General features: G+C 42.8%; 18 protein-coding genes and 1 tRNA gene. 11 read left to right on the forward strand and 8 right to left on the reverse strand.

What is annotated here, in order from left to right:
• Window positions 1-115: 115 nt before the first annotated feature.
• The 5 genes from VK097_RS04815 to VK097_RS04835 all read right to left on the reverse strand — a co-directional run bounded on the left by VK097_RS04815 (window position 116) and on the right by VK097_RS04835 (window position 5,731).
• Window positions 116-541, reverse strand: a complete 426-nt coding sequence (locus tag VK097_RS04815; RefSeq protein WP_324210670.1) for a GNAT family N-acetyltransferase — start codon at window positions 539-541, stop codon at window positions 116-118.
• A complete protein-coding gene (locus tag VK097_RS04820; RefSeq protein ID WP_324210671.1) occupies window positions 538-1,056 on the reverse strand; it encodes a YjcG family protein in 519 nt (172 codons plus the stop codon). Before VK097_RS04820 ends, VK097_RS04815 begins: the two co-directional genes overlap by 4 nt.
• A 292-nt stretch (window positions 1,057-1,348) precedes the next feature.
• Complete coding sequence (locus tag VK097_RS04825) at window positions 1,349-2,080, reverse strand: alpha/beta hydrolase (protein WP_324210689.1); 732 nt, start codon at window positions 2,078-2,080, stop codon at window positions 1,349-1,351.
• Between the two features lie 101 nt (window positions 2,081-2,181).
• Window positions 2,182-4,011, reverse strand: coding sequence for an ABC transporter ATP-binding protein (locus VK097_RS04830; RefSeq protein ID WP_324210672.1), 1,830 nt, complete (start codon window positions 4,009-4,011; stop codon window positions 2,182-2,184).
• Window positions 3,992-5,731: an ABC transporter ATP-binding protein gene (locus VK097_RS04835; protein WP_324210673.1), complete on the reverse strand. Its 1,740-nt coding sequence runs from the start codon at window positions 5,729-5,731 to the stop codon at window positions 3,992-3,994. The genes VK097_RS04830 and VK097_RS04835 overlap by 20 nt, the downstream gene beginning before the upstream one ends.
• A gap of 269 nt (window positions 5,732-6,000) precedes the next feature.
• Between VK097_RS04835 and VK097_RS04840 the strand changes: the two genes are divergently transcribed.
• Together VK097_RS04840 and VK097_RS04845 are read left to right on the forward strand one after the other, a co-directional pair.
• Window positions 6,001-6,684 (forward strand): DUF421 domain-containing protein, encoded by a 684-nt coding sequence (locus tag VK097_RS04840; RefSeq protein ID WP_324210674.1) that lies wholly within the window; start codon window positions 6,001-6,003, stop codon window positions 6,682-6,684.
• A 102-nt stretch (window positions 6,685-6,786) separates the two neighbouring features.
• A tRNA-Val gene (locus VK097_RS04845) sits at window positions 6,787-6,859 on the forward strand.
• Between the two features lie 79 nt (window positions 6,860-6,938).
• Here the strand turns inward: VK097_RS04845 and VK097_RS04850 are convergent.
• From VK097_RS04850 to ahpC, 3 genes are all read right to left on the reverse strand, one after another.
• Window positions 6,939-7,064 carry a hypothetical protein gene (locus VK097_RS04850; RefSeq protein WP_324210675.1) on the reverse strand — a complete coding sequence of 42 codons (126 nt, stop codon included), beginning with the start codon at window positions 7,062-7,064 and terminating at the stop codon, window positions 6,939-6,941.
• 352 nt (window positions 7,065-7,416) lie between these two features.
• Window positions 7,417-8,982: an alkyl hydroperoxide reductase subunit F gene (gene ahpF, locus VK097_RS04855; protein WP_324210690.1), complete on the reverse strand. Its 1,566-nt coding sequence runs from the start codon at window positions 8,980-8,982 to the stop codon at window positions 7,417-7,419.
• 12 nt (window positions 8,983-8,994) lie between these two features.
• The gene (gene ahpC / locus VK097_RS04860; protein WP_324210676.1) at window positions 8,995-9,561 is read right to left on the reverse strand and encodes an alkyl hydroperoxide reductase subunit C; all 567 of its coding nucleotides are present in this window, start codon (window positions 9,559-9,561) and stop codon (window positions 8,995-8,997) included.
• 613 nt (window positions 9,562-10,174) lie between these two features.
• Here ahpC and VK097_RS04865 point away from each other — a divergent pair.
• The 9 genes from VK097_RS04865 to VK097_RS04905 all read left to right on the forward strand — a co-directional run bounded on the left by VK097_RS04865 (window position 10,175) and on the right by VK097_RS04905 (window position 18,388).
• Window positions 10,175-11,281 carry a class II histone deacetylase gene (locus VK097_RS04865; protein WP_324210677.1) on the forward strand — a complete coding sequence of 369 codons (1,107 nt, stop codon included), beginning with the start codon at window positions 10,175-10,177 and terminating at the stop codon, window positions 11,279-11,281.
• 286 nt (window positions 11,282-11,567) lie between these two features.
• Window positions 11,568-12,740, forward strand: coding sequence for a hydroxymethylglutaryl-CoA synthase (locus tag VK097_RS04870; RefSeq protein WP_324210678.1), 1,173 nt, complete (start codon window positions 11,568-11,570; stop codon window positions 12,738-12,740).
• A gap of 265 nt (window positions 12,741-13,005) precedes the next feature.
• On the forward strand, window positions 13,006-13,281 hold the full coding sequence (locus VK097_RS04875) for a hypothetical protein (protein WP_324210679.1): 276 nt from the start codon (window positions 13,006-13,008) through the stop codon (window positions 13,279-13,281).
• 83 nt (window positions 13,282-13,364) lie between these two features.
• Window positions 13,365-14,348 carry an NAD(P)H-quinone oxidoreductase gene (locus VK097_RS04880; protein ID WP_324210680.1) on the forward strand — a complete coding sequence of 328 codons (984 nt, stop codon included), beginning with the start codon at window positions 13,365-13,367 and terminating at the stop codon, window positions 14,346-14,348.
• A 131-nt stretch (window positions 14,349-14,479) separates the two neighbouring features.
• Window positions 14,480-14,698 (forward strand): hypothetical protein, encoded by a 219-nt coding sequence (locus VK097_RS04885; RefSeq protein WP_324210681.1) that lies wholly within the window; start codon window positions 14,480-14,482, stop codon window positions 14,696-14,698.
• 246 nt (window positions 14,699-14,944) lie between these two features.
• On the forward strand, window positions 14,945-15,760 hold the full coding sequence (locus VK097_RS04890; protein ID WP_324210682.1) for a glutamine ABC transporter substrate-binding protein: 816 nt from the start codon (window positions 14,945-14,947) through the stop codon (window positions 15,758-15,760).
• A gap of 179 nt (window positions 15,761-15,939) precedes the next feature.
• Complete coding sequence (locus VK097_RS04895) at window positions 15,940-16,599, forward strand: amino acid ABC transporter permease (RefSeq protein ID WP_324210683.1); 660 nt, start codon at window positions 15,940-15,942, stop codon at window positions 16,597-16,599.
• Window positions 16,599-17,321, forward strand: a complete 723-nt coding sequence (locus tag VK097_RS04900) for an amino acid ABC transporter ATP-binding protein (protein ID WP_324210684.1) — start codon at window positions 16,599-16,601, stop codon at window positions 17,319-17,321. The genes VK097_RS04895 and VK097_RS04900 overlap by 1 nt, the downstream gene beginning before the upstream one ends.
• A 557-nt stretch (window positions 17,322-17,878) precedes the next feature.
• The gene (locus VK097_RS04905; protein WP_324210685.1) at window positions 17,879-18,388 is read left to right on the forward strand and encodes a YfiT family bacillithiol transferase; all 510 of its coding nucleotides are present in this window, start codon (window positions 17,879-17,881) and stop codon (window positions 18,386-18,388) included.
• Window positions 18,389-18,794 lie beyond the last annotated feature (406 nt).

The raw sequence follows: 18,794 nt of genomic DNA on the forward strand, positions 1-18,794 counted from the left end.
GGCTATTCCCCCCTAATGATACTTCTTTTAGCATAACCACCCATTCGAAATAACATGCAAAAAGGGGGGTGAATGGACGAAAAGAGGGCACCCCGGCACAAAACAGGATACCCTCTTATGATAATGCTTTTGTCATGGTGACGTGCGGGATTCCCGCATCCATAAATTCGTCTGATATAACTTCATAACCCAATCTTTGATAAAAGCGGGTGGCATGCGTCTGGGCATTTAGTTTAGCTTTTTGAAAACCTTCTTTTCTTATGACATCTTCCATTACCTGAATCAATTCGGAACCGTGGGATCTCCCGCGGTGGTCTTTCAGGACACAGATCCGTTCAAGTTTACCATAGTCTTCAGTGAAACGGATGCGTGAGGCTGCGATTGGCACGTCTTTTTCATATCCGATCAAGTGGGTGGCTGCTTCATCGAACTCGTCTATCTCAACCTCAGGCGGTACATTTTGTTCATGCACAAACACTGTCGTCCGCACGTCATAGGCTTGTTCTTTTTCTTCAGGTGTTTCAACCGTTTTGATAATCATACAAATTCCTTGCCAAAAACAAATGATTCATAAACAGTCCATATGTCATTATCCAGCTGATACACCAGGTGAAAACGGTCAATGGTGTCCTCAAACTGTATATCTTTCATACGAAGGCTGCCGTAGACGTCGGAATGCTCATCCTCTGACAGTTTTTGCGCTAGGGTAATATGCGGTACATAGGAATAAGTTTGATTTTCAGGAAATTTACCAGTTTGCATTTTTTCAGCCATGTCAAATAATTCCTGACGTGGGTTCACTTTTAAATAAATGGTGTTGGTGACTGGTGCGAATGTGCTCACCTTATTGATGTTCAGACTAAATGGTTCCATGTCATTTGCGATATGCTTCAACTCTGTTATCAGCTCGGCGATTTTAGCATCGTCCGCCTCAAAAGCTTCTTTCAGCGTCAGATGTGGCGGAATTAATGCATAATGCGGGTCATAGCGTTTACGGTATGAATTTATTTCATCTTGAACCGGTTTTGATGGAAAAATGACAATTCCATATTTCATTTGATAACCTCCTTATTTTATTGCTATTGCTTTGGTTGTTCAAAAAGGACGGTAAAAATCAACAATGGTGACAGTAGACCTTCAACTCAATACCGAGACGTCTTGTGGTGGACACAGTAATTATCCTTTGAAAGTCAGGCTGTTCAAACTGCGCAACCTCGTACTTTCAACACACAGGACGTTGCATTGTCAGCGAGCCCTTTTTACCTTCCTTTTTGAACACGGACTTTTAAGTATACCTTCTATTATAACAAAAAATGAAATGAATAGGAAAGTTAAATTTTAAAATATTTTAAATTGGGCTGAATATCCTAGTGAATGCCCGTTTTAAATCATTTTGCCAATACTTCCAGGTGTGCCGGCCATCCTGGAGCTCATGATAGGTGTAATCCGTGTTTTTTTCTTGCAGCAATCTGTGCAATTCACGGTTGGGCGTCAAAAAGTCTGACTTGTCTCCATCTGTCGTATCAACGGCCGTCTCGGCAGTACCGATTGTATGGTAAATCGTAATCGAGTGAATATCTTTAGCCATCTGAGCAGCCTGTTTCACCGTTTGATCGACATAGGGGGACTGCATGATCACTTTGCCAAATGTATTCGGGTACGTTAAAGCGGTCATCAATGCCAGTGTTCCGGCCAATGAATCACCAATCAAAGCGCGTGTTTGCCCCATGTGGTAAGTGGGGAATAAGTCATCCAAAAACGGTACAGCTTCATGTACGAGAAATTTTCTGTATGAATGGTGCTGGCTGCCATCCGGATGGTATTTATTTTTCCGGTCATATTTATCCCGGTAATGGATTCCGACCAGAATCGTGTTGGCCATATCCCCGTTATCATGCAGGCGATCGGACCATGTCGCGGTACGACCAAGCTGATAGTAATCATCGCCATCCTGCATAATGCCTATTTGATATTTATAGAGCGGCGAAAACGTTTCTGGCTGATAAATTTTCAGTGTCATTGTTTCGTTCAAATAGTGGCTGTCAATTTGTTTTTCAATCATTTTTCCCTTTCGTCCGATAATGCACACCCCCTTTTTATCCTGCACGTAAATGGTGCTAAGCTCAATTCATCATGACGTTTATACCCACATTACCAGTCCACCACGCTTTACAGGATATTCTATGCGTTGTTCTTCAGCTGGCCTTTATACAAATTGTAATAATGACCCTGCCGAGCAATTAATGCCTGGTGCGATCCTTCCTCAATAATTTCACCGTTTTCCAGCATGATAATTTTGTCCGCTTCCTGAATCGTGTTGAGCCGGTGGGCGATAACAAAGCTGGTTCTATCATGCATCAGTCGTTTGAGCGCATCCTGGATCTTTAATTCGGTCACGGTATCAATATTACTTGTTGCTTCATCCAGAATAAGAATCGATGGATCTGCCAATATTGCCCGGGCAATGGTGATCAGCTGTTTTTGACCCTGGCTGATGCCACTGCCGGATTGGTCGAGAACCGTGTCATAGCCATAAGGCAGACGCTCAATAAAGTCATGTGCATTTGCGTCTTTGGCAGCCTTGATAATGGCCTCATCTGTCGCATCAAGTCTGCCGTAACGGATATTTTCCCGTATCGTGGCATGAAAAAGAAATGCATCCTGTAGGACAAATGCCATAAATTTTCGCAGATTGCTTCGTTTAATGTCTTTTAAATCAACCCCGTCCAAGGTGATGGCGCCGCTGTCATAGTTGTAAAATCGGGAAATCAGATTAATAATGGTTGTTTTTCCGGCACCCGTATGTCCGACAAAGGCAACCATCTGTCCGGGGTAAGCCGTAAAACTGATCGCTTTTAAGATCGGTGTTTCCTCATAAGCAAAGGAGACATGGTCAAATTTAAGAAGGCCTTCAGTCGTTTCGAGTTCCTGAGCCGTTCTTTCGTCCGTTTCTTCCTGTTCTTCATCAATGATATTAAAGACACGCTCGGCACCGGCGACTGCTGAGAGTAAATTATTGAACTGGTTCGTTAGTTCATTGAGCGGCCGGGTGAACTGCCGGGCATACTCGGTAAAGATGACAATCACACCAACGGTAACGATCTCATGAACAGCCAGAATACCGCCGGCAAGCCCGATCAGCCCAAAGCTTAAAAAGTTCAGCATATTCATGACTTTGGGAATGAAACCGGTAAAGGTCTGGGCCCAGAATCCGGAATGCTGCAGATTTTCATTGCGTTCCTGAAACGCACGTATCACACGTTTTTCCTGGGAAAATGTTTTGATGACGTGCTGGCCGGAAACCGTTTCTTCCACATAGCCGTTCAGTTCACCCAAATGCTGCTGCTGCAGTTTGTACAATGGGCCGGTTCTTCTTGTGATCCAACGAATCGCCATGAACATGACAGGAATGATGGCCATCGTGATCACCGTCAAAAAGGGGCTTAGTGCCAGCATGACCACAACCGTTCCGATAAGCGTCAGGATACTGGCGAAAATCTGGATGACGGATTGATTCAGTGTATTGTTGATATTATCAATATCGTTGGTGATCCGGCTCATCAGTTCGCCATGCTGACGTTTATCAAAGAACGCAATCGGCAGCCGGTGGAATTGCTGGAATAACTCTTGCCGCAGTAAATAGACCGTGTTTTGAGCAATCCCGACCATCCAATAGTTTTGGAGGAACACGGATAACGAATGGAACACGTAAATGATAAACAGCCAGATGAGCAGCATACCAAGCCCTGATGCTTCCTGGCTCACGATGAAATCATCGATCGCCATCCCGACCATAAACGGACCGGCCAGACTCATCGCTGAACTCAGAAGTACCATCAGAATGACAAGAAAGAGCATGCCTTTTTGCCGTGCCAAGTACGACCAGATACGTTTTACTGTGCCGGCTGTATTGCGGGCGCGGTCGGTTTTATCCTGTTCTTGCCGGCGGCGGAGTTCATCGATTGGTATTTTGTTGTACTGAAAAGGCCGTTTAAATGGTTCTGTCCGCATACGTATACTCCTCTCCAAACTGCGAAGCGACAATCCGCCGGTAAAGCGCTGAACCATGAAGCAGCTCATCATGTTTACCGATTGCCAGTGTTTCGCCATCATTCAGCAGCAAAATCCGATCGCTACTCATAGCTGTTGATACTTTTTGCGTAATAATCAATGTTGTACAGTTATAATTCCGGATAGCTTCAAGCAGCCTTGACTCCGTAGCAAGATCAAGCGCACTCGTACTGTCATCAAGCATCAGAATCTTCGGCTGCCGGATCAGTGCCCTGGCAATGGAGATGCGCTGTTTTTGCCCGCCGGATAAATTGACACCTTTCTGTCCGATTTTGGTGTTGTATTCATCCGGCAGTTCCATGATCGTCTCATGAATTTGGGCGTCTTGTGCAGCTTTGATAACATCGTCTTGGGAAGCATTCTCTTTTCCCCAGGCGATATTGTCGGTAACAGTACCGGTGAACAGGAGCGGGTTTTGTGGGACATAGCCGATACTAAGGCGCAAGTTTTCCAATTTGTAAGCATTGATTGGCCGATCATCGATATAAATGTTACCTTCATTGGCATCATATAAATGCGGAATCAGCTGGAAAAGGGATGTTTTTCCCGATCCGGTTGCGCCCATTACCGCCAGCTTTTCACCTTGATGAACGGTAAAGGAAACGGATTTCAATGCAAACGCCGGCATGTTTGGATAGGCAAAGGATACATTGTCAAATGTTATTTTGCCACGCTTTACGGCTGTTTTGTCATCGTCACCAGCGTTGTCAATAGGAACCGTTTTAACCCGGAGTACCTCCCCAAGCCGTTCAGCTGATGCCTTGGCTCGGGATAACCCCATAATAATAAATGTGAACATTGAAATTGACATGGCCACACGCATCGCATAATTAACAATGGCGACGACATCGCCGGTATTGGTATCTCCTGTCATGGCGAGTGTGTTGCCGTGCCAGATGATAAAAATAAGACTCATATTCATGACAAATAATAAAATCGGCATGGACGCCTCAATAAAGCGAAATGTTTTCCGCATCATGTTGGCCAGATTTTCGTTCGCATCTTTGAACCGGTTTTCTTCGTGATTCCGCCGTAAAAATGCTTTGATCAGCCTTATTCCAGCAAGATTCTCCTGCATGACCTGATTGACGTTATCAACATTGCGCTGTACCCGATCGAACAACCGCGTCGCGATTTTCAGCGTCCATAAAATGAACCCGACCAGAAGCGGTACCGTCACTAGAAAAATTAAAGCAAGCCGCGGACTGACGATAAACGACATCACCACCCCGCCAATGGCAATAAGCGGTGCTTTCGCCATTATCCGGAGCGCCATGAATATCGTGTTCTGCAACTGGCGGACATCATTGGAAAACCGGGTAACAAGCCCCGAAGTCGGATACTGATTCAGATTGGCAAACGAAAAATCTTGTATTTTATGAAAAAGCTGTTTTCGGATATCATAGGCAAACCCAAGCCCTGTGTGTGCGGCATAAAATGAATTGAAAATCCCGGCGATAAATGCCATGAAAGCCATTGCGATCATGATGCCGCCCCACATGATGATATTATTGATATCCTGATTCACAACCCCATCATTAATCACCTTTCCGAGAAATAATGGCAGCAACAGCTCGACGATCAGTTCAATCAATGTCAGCGTGTAAGCTGCCATGATAGGAATTTTGTATGGTTTCAGAAAGGAAAAAACATGCTTCAAGCTGGTGACCTCCGATGTCATTTTGGCAATTGTCCCATTATTATTATAAAGGCAAAACGTTGATAAGCCAAGAATATATTTCGGAAACAGAAATATTTCTTCCTACCTTAAATCGCTTGTTTTTGCTGCCGCAGCCTCCAAATTGTGAACACTTCAGACGGGAGATGGTGAGCTTCAGCCGAATGCTCTGGTGGCCAATACGGGAACTTATATTTGTACAGAACAAGCAGATAATATAACTAAAGTCATTGCAAAGGTGAGGTCAACAAATGCTTTTGTTCATTGGAAAAATAGTTCTTTTATATTTCATAACGATTATTATCATCCGGTCGATGGGAAAATCAGCTTTTGCCCAATTGACAGCACATGATTTGGCGGGAATCTTTTTTGTGATTACACTGGCGACAGGTCCGGTCGTTACAGAGAATCTTGTATACACCGTAACCGGTCTGGTGGTTGTCGGTATTGTGCATATCGGATTTTCCAGGCTTATGCTGTTTAACGGATTAAACAGGATTTTTGTCGGCAAACCAACGATTGTCATTAAACATGGAAAATTTGTACGGAAAAATTTAAAAAGGTCACAGTTTACACTTTCTGAACTATTATCAGAAGTGCGGGAAAAGGGCTACCCGGATATATCGTTAATCGATTATGCGATCATCGAGCCTAATGGCGGCATAAGCATTGTTCCGCAACAGAGTATCGCTCCTGTTACACCGAAACAATTGGAGATTGAAACATCCTATCATGGGCTTCCGATAGCAGTGATCATCGAAGGTAAAATCCAGCAGCAAAATTTGCAGCTTATCAATAAGAATGAACAATGGCTGCGTCAAGAGCTTGCTGATGCCGGCTATCCTGATCGTCGTCAGATTTTCTATGCGGCAGTTCGAGATGATGATTATTCGCTGATCATTGATACAGGAAAGGGAAGTATGGGTGAAGGGTGAAACAATTTTTTGCCCTATTGACAGGTAAAAAATAAAAAAAGATTGACAAGACATGATCATTTGTTTTATAGTAATACTTGTCGATAATTTCATATGAAACATGATTCCGTAGCTCAGCAGGGAGAGCGCCACCTTGACAGGGTGGAGGTCGGTGGTTCGAGCCCACTCGGAATCATCATTTAAAAAATCTGTATCCCTTTAATATGAAAGGGTACAGATTTTTTGTATCATCCGTTAGAATGCGGATCCCGCTATTATTCCTTTTCTTTCTGGTCTTTCAGCTCCTGAATTTCTTTTTCCATACGGTCCAAACGTTCAATGATTGGTTGTAAAGACTCCTGAAGCATCACGCGCAATCGGTCTGCCTTTTCATTATCCATGATTTAATCCCTCCACATTTTGATGTGTTTTACAGTTAATATTAACCCATCACCCTAAATGATAATACTAAAAAGTGGTTTTGAATGTGCCATAAATCACGATTATATCAAAGACTACTGCTGTGATTTGCCGCTTGTGGCTAGTGGACGATTATTAAAAACTGCAAATGTGATGCATGATCAACACAGGTGAACAATGATTCATAGGTCATCTTTGAATTTCTATGAATCATTCAGGACCATTTTGAATACTGTTCAATTCTCTGTCTGAGGAACCAATCGGACTTAACTTTTGATAAAAAAAGTCGCTTTACAGCTGAATTGGTTGTAAAGCGACTTTTAAAAATTAGTATCAGGATGTAGCTACACCACTCTTGGCAGGCGATGTATTTCGTATTAAATAATCAAATGCGCCTAAAGCAGCTGTTGCACCATGCCCCATGGAAATGATGATCTGTTTATAGGCACTGTCTGTACAGTCGCCTGCAGCAAAAATGCCTGGTACACTTGTTGCACCTTTTTTATCGACAACAATTTCACCGGTTTTTATACGCTCAATCGAATCGTCGAGCCACTCCGTATTTGGTACGAGACCAATCTGAACAAAGACGCCTTCCAATTCAATATGGCGCGTTTCCTCTGTTTCACGGTCTATGTAAGTAATACCGTTGACTGTCTCGTCTCCGTTAATTTCTGTTGTTTGAGCGCTGGTGATAACTGTAACATTCGGGAGACTGTATAGACGATATTGAAGTACAGAATCAGCTTTTAATTCCGGCGAAAATTCAAGAACGGTGACATGCTTAACAACTCCGGCAAGATCAATCGCTGCTTCGGTACCAGAGTTTCCGCCGCCAATAACAGCCACATGTTTCCCTTCAAACAATGGCGCATCACAGTGTGGACAATAGGCAACCCCTTTATTTTTAAATTCCTTTTCGCCCGGAACCCCGATTTGGCGCCAGCGTGCACCTGTTGAAAGGATGGCTGTTTTACTTTGCAGAACTGCTCCATTTTCCAGTTCAACTTCAATGTAGTCAGCTTTCTTTTCAATGTTTGTTGCTTGCACCTGATCCATTACATCAACATTGTAATCATTTACATGGTCTCCAAGATTAGCTGCAAGTTTGGGCCCATCTGTCTGTTTGACACTGATGAAGTTCTCAATGGTATTTGTATCCAGAACCTGACCACCAACACGGTCAGTTAAGACGCCTGTACGAATGCCTTTACGTGCCGCATAAATGGCAGCACTGTTGCCCGCCGGGCCGCCACCTACAACAAGCACATCAAATGGATCTTTATCTTTAAATTCGGACGCATCAGGACCACTGCCTAATTCGGCAAGGATTTCGCCCAGTTCCATACGTCCGCTGCCCCATTCTTCGCCGTTTAAGAAGATTGTCGGCACACCCATGATATTTTTGCTGTCCACTTCATCTTTAAAAGCGCTGCCTTCAATCATGGTATGTGAAATACGAGGGTTCAGCACACTCATGATGTTTAATGCCTGAACAACAACAGGGCAGTTATGACAGCTCAGACTGACATACGTTTCAAAATGACAATTGTCCTCAATCGCTTTAATCCGGTCAATGACGCTCTGCTCCACTTTTGGTGGTCGTCCGCTCACTTGGATAAGTGCCATAACTAATGACGTAAATTCATGACCCAAAGGAACACCGGCAAATGTGATACCGGTATCTTCGCCTGCACGGTTCACACTGAAGCTTGGTGTTCGTTTTAATTCTGTTTTTTCAATTTTAATTTTGGAAGAGATGGATGCCAACTCATCCACCAGTTCCAGCATTTGTTTGGATACATCATCTGAGCCGGCACTGACTTTAAGAACGATGTCACCTTCCAATAGCTGAAGATATTGTTCTAATTGTGATTTGATATCCTTATCCAGCATGATTTATCGAACTCCTTAAATTTTACCTACAAGATCGAGGCTTGGCTTAAGCGTTTCGTCCCCTTCTTGCCATTTAGCGGGGCAAACTTCACCAGGGTTTTTGCGAACGTATTGTGCCGCTTTAACTTTATCGATAAGTGTGCTTGCGTCACGGCCGATGCCATCAGCGTTAATTTCAGCAGCCTGAATGACACCATCAGGGTCAATGATGAATGTGCCGCGGTCCGCTACCCCTTTTTCTTCAATCAGCACGTCGAAGCTGCGGGAAATTTCGTGAGATGGGTCCCCAATCATCGTATATGTAATTTTGCTGATTGCTTCTGAATGATCATGCCATGCTTTATGAACGAAATGACTGTCTGTGGATACAGAGTAAACTTCTACTCCAAGCTCCTGCAGTTTAGCGTATTGATTTTGCAGGTCTTCAAGTTCTGTTGGGCAAACGAATGAAAAGTCTGCCGGATAAAAGCAAACGACACTCCAGTGACCTTTCAAATCTTCTTCAGTCACCTCAATAAAATCATCGCCTTCTCTGAAAGCTTGTGCTTTAAATGGTGCTACTTCTTTTCCAATTAACGACATTTTATTTCCTCCTCATTTCTTTATAACAATGGTCATATCATATATATCTTTACATATTATTGATTAATTGACATCGTGTAAAATGTAATATTTTGTTAACTTTGTCGTTAAATTAGTATTGACGCAGAAGTTCTATATTATTCCAATATTAACTTATTTATTTGGTAGGGATTCATGCAGAGTTCATAATTGATTTGGTTCTATTAAAGGTTCATTAAATCATATTAATTTGATATAAAATGCCCCCAAAACCCATTTTCATACGATTATAGTTAAAAGAGCACCGATTCACTTTCAAAAAATATAGTCGGTTTCACTCCTATAATCGAAAAAAATACGCATTTGGGGGCATTGCTTTAAAAAAGCGGCATAAATGATTGCTTGGAGCGGGGACTCATTCGGGTATAGGCATCCTAATAAAATACACGATTAAAAAGGGATTCAGGCGCTTTGTGTCGAATATAAGTGCAAGGATTTTTATGGATTCGCTTAAAACCCTTGCACTTGGAGACGACTGACATCTATAAAATGATGGAAAACCAAGGACGCCCCGCTGAATGAAGTTTCACTGATATAAAGGGATAGCGGGTAATTACTTGATGGAGGCGATAATGTGTCAGCAATTACGGGCTTTATATGTGATGAAAGTTATTTCTGGCATCAGATGGGGAATGGCGCTTTGAATAAGCGGTCCGGCGGGTGGATTCAGGCGGATACCCATGCGGAGAATCCGGAAACGAAGCGCCGTATTAAAAATTTGCTTGAGCGTTCCAAGTATATGGATGAATTGCACCAGATTGCACCAAGATCGGCAACCCGTGAGGAAATTGCCATGAATCACAGTACGACATATATTGACCGGATTAAGGAATTGAGTGATGCGGGCGGTGGTGATGCAGGTGTTCATGCGATTGTCGGGCCGGATTCTTATGAAATTGCCCTGAAGTCTGCAGGTGGTGTGCTGACGTCAGTCGATGCCGTCATGGAGGAACGTGTTCAAAACGCATATGCCCTTGTGCGGCCGCCTGGTCACCATGCTGAACCTGAAGAGGGGATGGGCTTTTGTCTGTTTAACAATGTGGCCATTGCAGCCAAATATGCGCGCAAGAAATATGGACTGAAGCGTATCCTGATTCTTGATTGGGATGTTCACCATGGCAACGGAACAGAGACCGCTTTTGAAGGTGATTCTGACGTATTGTTTATCTCCGTTCATCAGGAAAATATTTTCCCGAAAGATCGTGGTGCCATAACATACACTGGAAAAGGTCATGGCGAGGGGTATAATGTCAACATTGAACTGCCGGCCGGGACGGGGGATGAAGGTTATCGTTATACGTTTGATCATTTAATAGTGCCGATCATTGAACAGTATGAACCGGAATTGATTTTTGTTTCAGCCGGACAGGACGCAAGCCGGTTTGATCCAATTGGACGGATGCTGTTGACGGCGGACGGTTATTTTCAAATGAGCAAGCATATCAGAAGACTCGCTGATAAACATAGCAATGGCCGGTTAATTGCCTGTCATGAGGGCGGGTACAGTACAGCATATGCTCCCTTTTGCACATTGCGGGTAATTGAAGCATTACGCGGGAAGTACAGTCAGGTGGATGACCCGTTTGACCTTGGCTTTCATGAAGGACCGATTTATCCGCATCAAAAAGAATCCGTTCAACGTGCTGTGGACATCCAATCATCTTATTGGAACTTGAAATAGGCAACCAAATGTTTTCGCAGACCGGACAGTTTCCATATCAACCGGAATTCGGATATATCGACTAATTTTCAACCGGGTGCTAGGGATATCAACCAATTTTAAATTTATTGCCCAAATTACCGGTATATCAGCCAATCGCCAAGTATATCTGCCAAGCAAACGCTGATTCCACCCAAATGCAGCAGTCTGAAAATGCCAGCAGCAAAAATCGTTCAACCTGTTTTATAGTATGTTATAATATGACTATTTAACTGTAGAAATTTAATGTGGAAAAGGAGACGAAATGTTGAAGATCGGAATTGATAAGATAGGCTTTTACGCACCACATTTATATGTTGATATGACCAAACTGGCTGACCGTAGAAACGTGGACCCGGATAAATTTACAATTGGTATCGGGCAGGATAAGATGGCGGTTGCCCCGATCACCCAGGATGCGGTCACACTGGCGGCAAATGCAGCACTGGGAATTTTGGATGAGCAGGATAAAAATGACATAGATTTTGTTATTTTCGGGACGGAAACAGGGGTCGATAGTTCCAAGTCAGCTGCTGTTTACGTCCATGAGCTTCTTGGATTGAACCCGTATGCCCGGGCGATTGAGGTTAAACAGGCGTGCTATGGAGCAACGGCAGGCATTCAAATGGCTAAAGCCCATATTGCCATGAACCCGGAGAGCAAGGTGCTCGTGTTGGGTTCGGATATTGCCCGTTATGGTTTGAATACGCCAGGGGAAGCAACACAGGGAGCCGGAGCGGTTGCATTGTTGGTTAGTGCCGCCCCTCACATCATGTCCCTCGAAGATCAAAGTGTTTATGTCACATCCGACATTATGGATTTCTGGCGTCCCGTATACTCTGACAAAGCATTTGCGGACGGCAAATTATCCAATGAGCAATATATGGCATTCTTTTCCAAAGTCTGGCAACAGTACAAAGCGAAATCCGGTCTGGGGCTTGAGAACTTTGAAGCCATCACTTTCCATTTGCCATATACAAAAATGGGCAAAAAAGCGTTAAAGCCGGTTCTTGAGGAAACAACAGAAGACGTGCAGGAACGGTTGAAGGCGAACTATCAATTAAGCACTGGCTACAACCGGAATGTCGGGAATATTTACACCGGTTCACTTTATTTAAGCCTGCTGTCTCTGCTTGAACAAAAAGATGATTTGGCAGCAGGTTCACGCATCGGTCTGTTCAGCTACGGTTCGGGTGCAGTAGGTGAATTCTTTACAGGTATCCTGCAAAACGACTACAGGGACCATCTGCATGTTAAGCAGCATGCTGAGCTGTTTGCAGCACGAAAAGAAGTAACGGTTGACGAATATGAGGCTATTTTTGAAGAAACATTGCCAACCGATGGCTCCCGAGTTGAACTGGATATCAATAACGACCCTGCAAAAATCTGCCTGGCAGGCGTTACGGATCATAAGCGGCAATATGTGAATAAATTACGATAAAACAAGAGCCCATCAGTTGTCATGATAACTGACGGGTTTTTAGTCATGTTAAAGCAATTAGAAATGGCCACAGTATCAAAACGTCTGACTCGAATGTCGACATGCGCTGATAGAATCACAAGGTGCGCTGATAGAATTCCAAAACCCCGCTGATGAGCACGAACTATAGCGGCCCAGCGAGGATTTAGCCAATGCAGAAAGATTGAACTGCACAGGAAGCCTTTAGTTTCGTCAATTTTGGACAGGCTATAAATGGGTGATATCAATGAAGGCGACCGATTTGGAAACAAAGCGCTTTGATAAAGCATTGGATGAGATTCTTGATTTGTTCAACAATCTGGAGGCAGATGAGCCGATTATTCATTTTAAGGAAGAAGTACTGGTAAATATCGAACGTGCCAAAATCAAGTATGGCAGTGACATGGTCGATGAAAAAATCAATACAGTTGTTCATGAAATGCTTTCCTGGCTTGATCTTGACGATGTTCAAACAGACGAAGAAGGAACTGGGGAGCAGGAAGAGGATACCAGCGAGGAATGACTGCTTAAATGCGGGTTGATTGATTGCCGAGCGGTAATATACCAATATGGTGTTTTAATCAAAATGTTAAGGGGGAGTTTTTCATGAAAGGTGTTATCGTCAACCAATCGGACAGATCACTGGAATTGTCCGATATAGCTGAACCTGAAATAAAACAAGGTGAGCTGCTTATAAAGGTGAGTCATGCAGGTGTTAATCGTACGGATATCGCGACCCGTGAAGGAAAATCAGGCTATGCATCCAACCCGGTACTGGGGGTTGAAGTGGCCGGTACGGTGGCTGAAGCGTATGGCAGCTCGTTTTTTTCTCCGGGTGACCGCGTTATGGGCCTGGTATATGGTGGCGGATATGCTGAATATGCCGTCATGCCGGCCGATCGGGCAATGACAATTCCGGAATCGCTATCGTTTATGGAAGCGGCTGCCATTCCTGAAGTTTTCCTGACAGCCTACCAAACACTCTATTGGATCGGCAAATTGCAAAAACAGGAAACCGTCCTGATCCATGCAGGTGCAAGCGGTGTTGGGACAGCCGCCATTCAGTTGGCCAAACAGCTTTCTGATGCGAAGGTAATTGTAACAGCCGGATCGACGAGAAAGCTGGACTTTTGTCGGGAGCTCGGTGCTGATATTCTGATCAATTACAAGACGCAAGCATTTGATGAAGAAGTTTTAAAAGCAACTGACGGCGAGGGAGCCGACCTGATCCTTGACTTTATTGGTGCCGATTACTGGGATAAGAATCTAGCCAGCATTAAAAATGAAGGGCGCTGGGTTCTCATTGGTGTACTTGGCGGCGGCGAGCTTGAAAAAGTAAATTTAATGTCAATCATGTCTAAATACATTCAGCTGACAGGAACATTATTGACGCCAAGAAGCGATGTATACAAAGCTGAGTTGAGCCAGGAATTCATCAAGGCTGCCGGAACATATCTGGAGCAGACAAGCATCCGGCCGGTAATCGATGTTACATTCCCGCTTGAAAAGGCAAACGAAGCCCACCAGCATATGGAAGATAATCGAAATATCGGAAAAATCATCTTAAGTATGCCACCGGTGGAAAAATAACTGATTGAAAACCGTAAACCTTGTAACGAATGGGGTTTGCGGTTTTTTTGGTTAAGCATAGGAACGTTTGTTTGCTTAGGTTATCGTTTAATGGTATAATACGAACAATAGTTCTCGTGGGGGTTACTGTTATGGATCGTTTACTGTTTAAAGCGACGCAAACCGGACAAAAGCTGGAAATGATTTATTTGGACGCAGACGATAACATAACGTACAGGGTTGTCCGCATTTTAAGCATCAAAGCTGATACGATTAACGCATATTGTTATTCACGGCGTCACATAAGAACGTTTAAACGGACCAATATTTTGTCTGTCGGACCGGTTCGTAAAAAAGGGATAGGCGCCTAAATAACTGATCATCTTTCAGTCATTAGAAATTCAGCAATTATTCGATAAATAACCACATGATTCTCCTCTAATCACTAGCATTTCAAAGCAATCCTTAGCATACGCTTGTATTAAAAAGTATAAGCGTTTAACTTTTACATGAATGATGGAAAATCAACAAATAAAGAATTTTCTTAAAAATCCGTTTACTGTTAAGATAGGTTATGATAAACTAATAGAAATCTTCAGGGGAGGAGAATTCGACTGATGCAAACATACTGGAAACGATTCACGACCCTATTTATTTTATTTGGGCTCATGACTTTCCTGGCAGCGTGTGGGGGGTCAAGCAATGAATCAGAGGGTGCTGAAGAAGGATCAGACGATTCGGGAGACAACAGTGAGCTGCAGGATTCCTATACAGTCGCAACGGACTCATCCTTTGTCCCATTTGAGTTTGAAGAAGACGGTGAGTATGTCGGATTTGATATTGATTTGATTAATGCGGTTGCTGATGAAGCGGGTTTTGACATCGAACTGGAAGTAACCAATTTCGATGGTATTATCCCTGGGCTGCAGACAGGTTCTTTTGACATTGCGATTGCCGGTATCAGTATAACGGAAGAACGTGCAGAGAAAATTGATTACAGTGACCCATATTATGAATCAGGTCTTGCTATCGGTGTTCCAAGTGATAACGAGGACATAAACGGTATTGAGGATCTGGAAGAGAAAACGATTGCAACACGTCTTGGCTCAACGAGTGCAGCATATATTGAGGAAAATATCGATAATGCTGATCCCAGTCAGTTTGAGCAGCTTGATCAAGCTTATTTAGCTGTTGAGAATGGCAGCGCGGATGCTGTTCTGTATGATGCGCCTAATGTCAATTACTATATTCAGACTACCGGTGACAACTTGAAAGTAGTTGGAGACCTGTATCAGGCTGAAGATTACGGTATTGCTATTTCCAAAGGACAGGAAGAACTGGTGACCGCCATCAATGATGCACTGGCAACATTGAAAGAAAATGGCACATACGATGAAATTTACGAAAAATGGTTTGGAAAAGCACCTGAATAATATAGCTGTGTTAATTAAAAAAAAGAAGAACTAAGGCTTATCGCCATTAGTATTGATAGGTCTTAGTTTTTTCTTTTTGGCAGACGGGAACGCGTAAATGCTTTCTGTCTGTATAAGTGCAACAAAGATTTTGCCGCAAAAGGCACAGCGCTCATTCAAGTTTTAAAAGAGGTGATCGAATGATAGGAAGATTTAATTGGGCAGGCGTTGTTGAGTTTCTGCCGCAGTTAATGACCGGTTTGTATTATACCTTATTAATATCTGTTGTCGGGCTTTTGATCGGATTTATTTTAGGCGGAATATTTGGGCTCGGCCGTATTTCCAAAAGCAAAATCATTCGGGGGATATCCGTCGTGTATATCGAGGTTATCCGGGGAACCCCTGTATTGGTGCAGGCGATTTGGATTTATTTTGCACTGCCTCTTATTATCCAGTTTGAAATAGCGTCGATTTCAGCTGGTATTGTTGTCATTGCTCTGAACTCCGGGGCATACATTGCCGAAATTGTGCGAGGGGCTGTCCAGTCGATCGATAAAGGGCAAATGGAAGCCGCCCGCTCACTCGGGTTAAATCATGGACAAGCCATGCGCTATATCATTTGGCCACAAGCTTTTAAGCGAATGATTCCACCACTCGGCAACCAATTTATTATCAGTATTAAAGATACATCACTGTTATCTGTGATTTTAGTGCCGGAATTGATCTTCCAGGGGCGCTTGATTGCAGCAAACCATTTTAACGCTGTTGAAATCTATACAACGGTGGCTGTCTTTTACCTTGCCATAACATTAACATTGTCCTTTGTTCTGCAGCGAATGGAAAGGAGGCTGGATATCTGATGATTACCGTTAAGGATTTACACAAACAATTTGGCGATAACGAGGTTTTAAAAGGAATCGACTGTAAGATTGAACCGTCTGAGGTGGTTTGCGTCATCGGTCCAAGCGGTTCAGGAAAAAGTACATTTCTCCGCTGTCTCAACATGCTTGAGCCGATCACGAGTGGTGAAGTTGTCGTCGACGGGAATAATCTGAATGATCCAAAGACCGATATCAATATGGTGCGAACAGAAGTGGGGATGGTTTTCCAGCAGTTCAACCTTTTTCCGCATAAAAAAGTGATTGAAAATCTGATGCTTGCACCGCAAAAAGTGCGTAAAATTACGGATGAGGAAGCGCGGAAAAGATCAATGGATTTGCTTGAAAAAGTCGGCTTGGCGGATAAAGCTGAACAGTACCCACAGCAATTATCAGGCGGACAGCAGCAGCGGGTTGCGATTGCCCGTGCACTGGCGATGGAACCGAAGATGATGCTGTTTGATGAACCGACGTCTGCATTGGATCCTGAATTGGTCGGCGAGGTTCTGGAAGTAATGAAACAGCTGGCAAACGAAGGGATGACAATGTTTGTGGTGACACATGAGATGGGATTTGCCCGTGAAGTCGGTGACAGGGTATTGTTTATGGACGAAGGGGTGATTGTTGAAGAAGGTGTTCCGGAACAATTATTTTCCAATCCGCAATCAGAGCGGACAAAAGAATTTTTGGATAAAATTTTATAGCATTTACTGGAAAAGGCAGGGCAAAATCAGTTACCCGTTCCATTACCTGTCACAAACATTAAAAATGTAAACAAAAATGACTATCGATTGGTAGTCATTTATTGATATGAATGTTTTTCTGCATTACGATATGTAGGTTAATTTGTTGGGCAAAACAGCTATGACTTGCAGAAGAATGTACCAGTTTTTTCCTAAAATCAGGCTGAATATCAGCTTGAATATATAGCCCATGAAAATCCCAGACCCATTGTAATCCCGGCATTTCTTAAGTGTTTAAAATGCCCAATTCATCAAATACGGCTTTTAAAGCTTTTGGCAGTTGATTATTCATGTCATGATTCGCTATCATAGTAGTAGGCACCTCGCTATTGGTCGTTTTTTCTGCATAATTAAACGATACCAAAAGTCGGGGTGTGTTTCCTTTATTGTGTTGTCAAGGAACATAATGCAGGAGCCAATGGATGGTGCCGCAGTTCAATTAAAGCGTATTTTTAGTCTGCGAAAGTTGCGTAATATATAAGTGAAAAAATAACGAATAGGGAAAAAGGGGTTGAAAAATGGATCTAAGATATCCAATTGGGAAATTACAAGTTCCTAAAAACGTAACATTAGAAAATATTCAAGAGTGGCTGAAGGAAATTGAAACTTACACGATTCGATTAAGAGAAACTGTTGACTCATTAAGTGATGAGGAATTAAGAAGAACATATCGTGATGATAGTTGGACAGTTCATCAACTTGTTCACCACATTGCAGATTCTCAGTTGAACATGTATCAACGTTTGAAGCTGGCTTTAACAGATGAGAATCCAACAGTACCAGCTTTTGATCAAGAAAAGTGGGCTATTCAACCGGATACAAAGCTTCCTATAGAAAGCTCTATTAAAATGCTAGAAGGCATAAATGAGCGCATCGTATCTTTAGGGTATAGTTTAACTGAAGAGCAATTAGATCGAACTTTTACTCAGCAGGAAAACGGTGAAATAACAGTTGCAACAAAAGTTGCAAAATTAGCTTGGCATGAAGAGCATCACTTAGTCCATATAAAAATCGCATTAACAAAATAATACAACATGCATGGAAATGGCTTATCGAACTTCGATAAGCCAATTTCTATTTTGAGAAATCCCTTCAAATATAGTGATGTTTGCTCAAAAATGAAATTAAACCACTGGGGATGAAGTACGCAAGAGTATGAATTCAGTCATTATTCAGTTTACTTATCTTGATAAAGGTTATATACTAGTCTTGTTAGGAAAAAAACAGATTTTCATTTAGTGTGAAATGGTTATCATCATTTCCACTGACCGACACTTTAAGCAAAATCTCAAACATTATTGATGAAATAAAATAGCTTATTATAAATCAAGGAGGATTTTAACGTGGCAGAAGATCGTTATCAACAAGGATTGGATAAATTAATGGAGCTTACTAAACCAGACAGTGACAATCCAACTGGTCATATGGATATTG

The sequence above is a fragment of the Lentibacillus sp. genome (assembly GCF_035301675.1).
GTDB lineage: Bacteria > Bacillota > Bacilli > Bacillales > Amphibacillaceae > Lentibacillus.

What these genes read in the sequence shown, in the direction of transcription:
- VK097_RS04815 (WP_324210670.1), bottom strand. Translation starts at nt 541, where the DNA reads ATGATTATCAAAACGGTTGAAACACCTGAAGAAAAAGAACAAGCCTAT.
- VK097_RS04820 (WP_324210671.1), bottom strand. Translation starts at nt 1,056, where the DNA reads ATGAAATATGGAATTGTCATTTTTCCATCAAAACCGGTTCAAGATGAA.
- VK097_RS04830 (WP_324210672.1), bottom strand. Translation starts at nt 4,011, where the DNA reads ATGCGGACAGAACCATTTAAACGGCCTTTTCAGTACAACAAAATACCA.
- VK097_RS04840 (WP_324210674.1), top strand. Translation starts at nt 6,001, where the DNA reads ATGCTTTTGTTCATTGGAAAAATAGTTCTTTTATATTTCATAACGATT.
- VK097_RS04850 (WP_324210675.1), bottom strand. Translation starts at nt 7,064, where the DNA reads ATGGATAATGAAAAGGCAGACCGATTGCGCGTGATGCTTCAGGAGTCT.
- ahpC (WP_324210676.1), bottom strand. Translation starts at nt 9,561, where the DNA reads ATGTCGTTAATTGGAAAAGAAGTAGCACCATTTAAAGCACAAGCTTTC.
- VK097_RS04875 (WP_324210679.1), top strand. Translation starts at nt 13,006, where the DNA reads ATGAAGGCGACCGATTTGGAAACAAAGCGCTTTGATAAAGCATTGGAT.
- VK097_RS04880 (WP_324210680.1), top strand. Translation starts at nt 13,365, where the DNA reads ATGAAAGGTGTTATCGTCAACCAATCGGACAGATCACTGGAATTGTCC.
- VK097_RS04885 (WP_324210681.1), top strand. Translation starts at nt 14,480, where the DNA reads ATGGATCGTTTACTGTTTAAAGCGACGCAAACCGGACAAAAGCTGGAA.
- VK097_RS04890 (WP_324210682.1), top strand. Translation starts at nt 14,945, where the DNA reads ATGCAAACATACTGGAAACGATTCACGACCCTATTTATTTTATTTGGG.
- VK097_RS04895 (WP_324210683.1), top strand. Translation starts at nt 15,940, where the DNA reads ATGATAGGAAGATTTAATTGGGCAGGCGTTGTTGAGTTTCTGCCGCAG.
- VK097_RS04900 (WP_324210684.1), top strand. Translation starts at nt 16,599, where the DNA reads ATGATTACCGTTAAGGATTTACACAAACAATTTGGCGATAACGAGGTT.
- VK097_RS04905 (WP_324210685.1), top strand. Translation starts at nt 17,879, where the DNA reads ATGGATCTAAGATATCCAATTGGGAAATTACAAGTTCCTAAAAACGTA.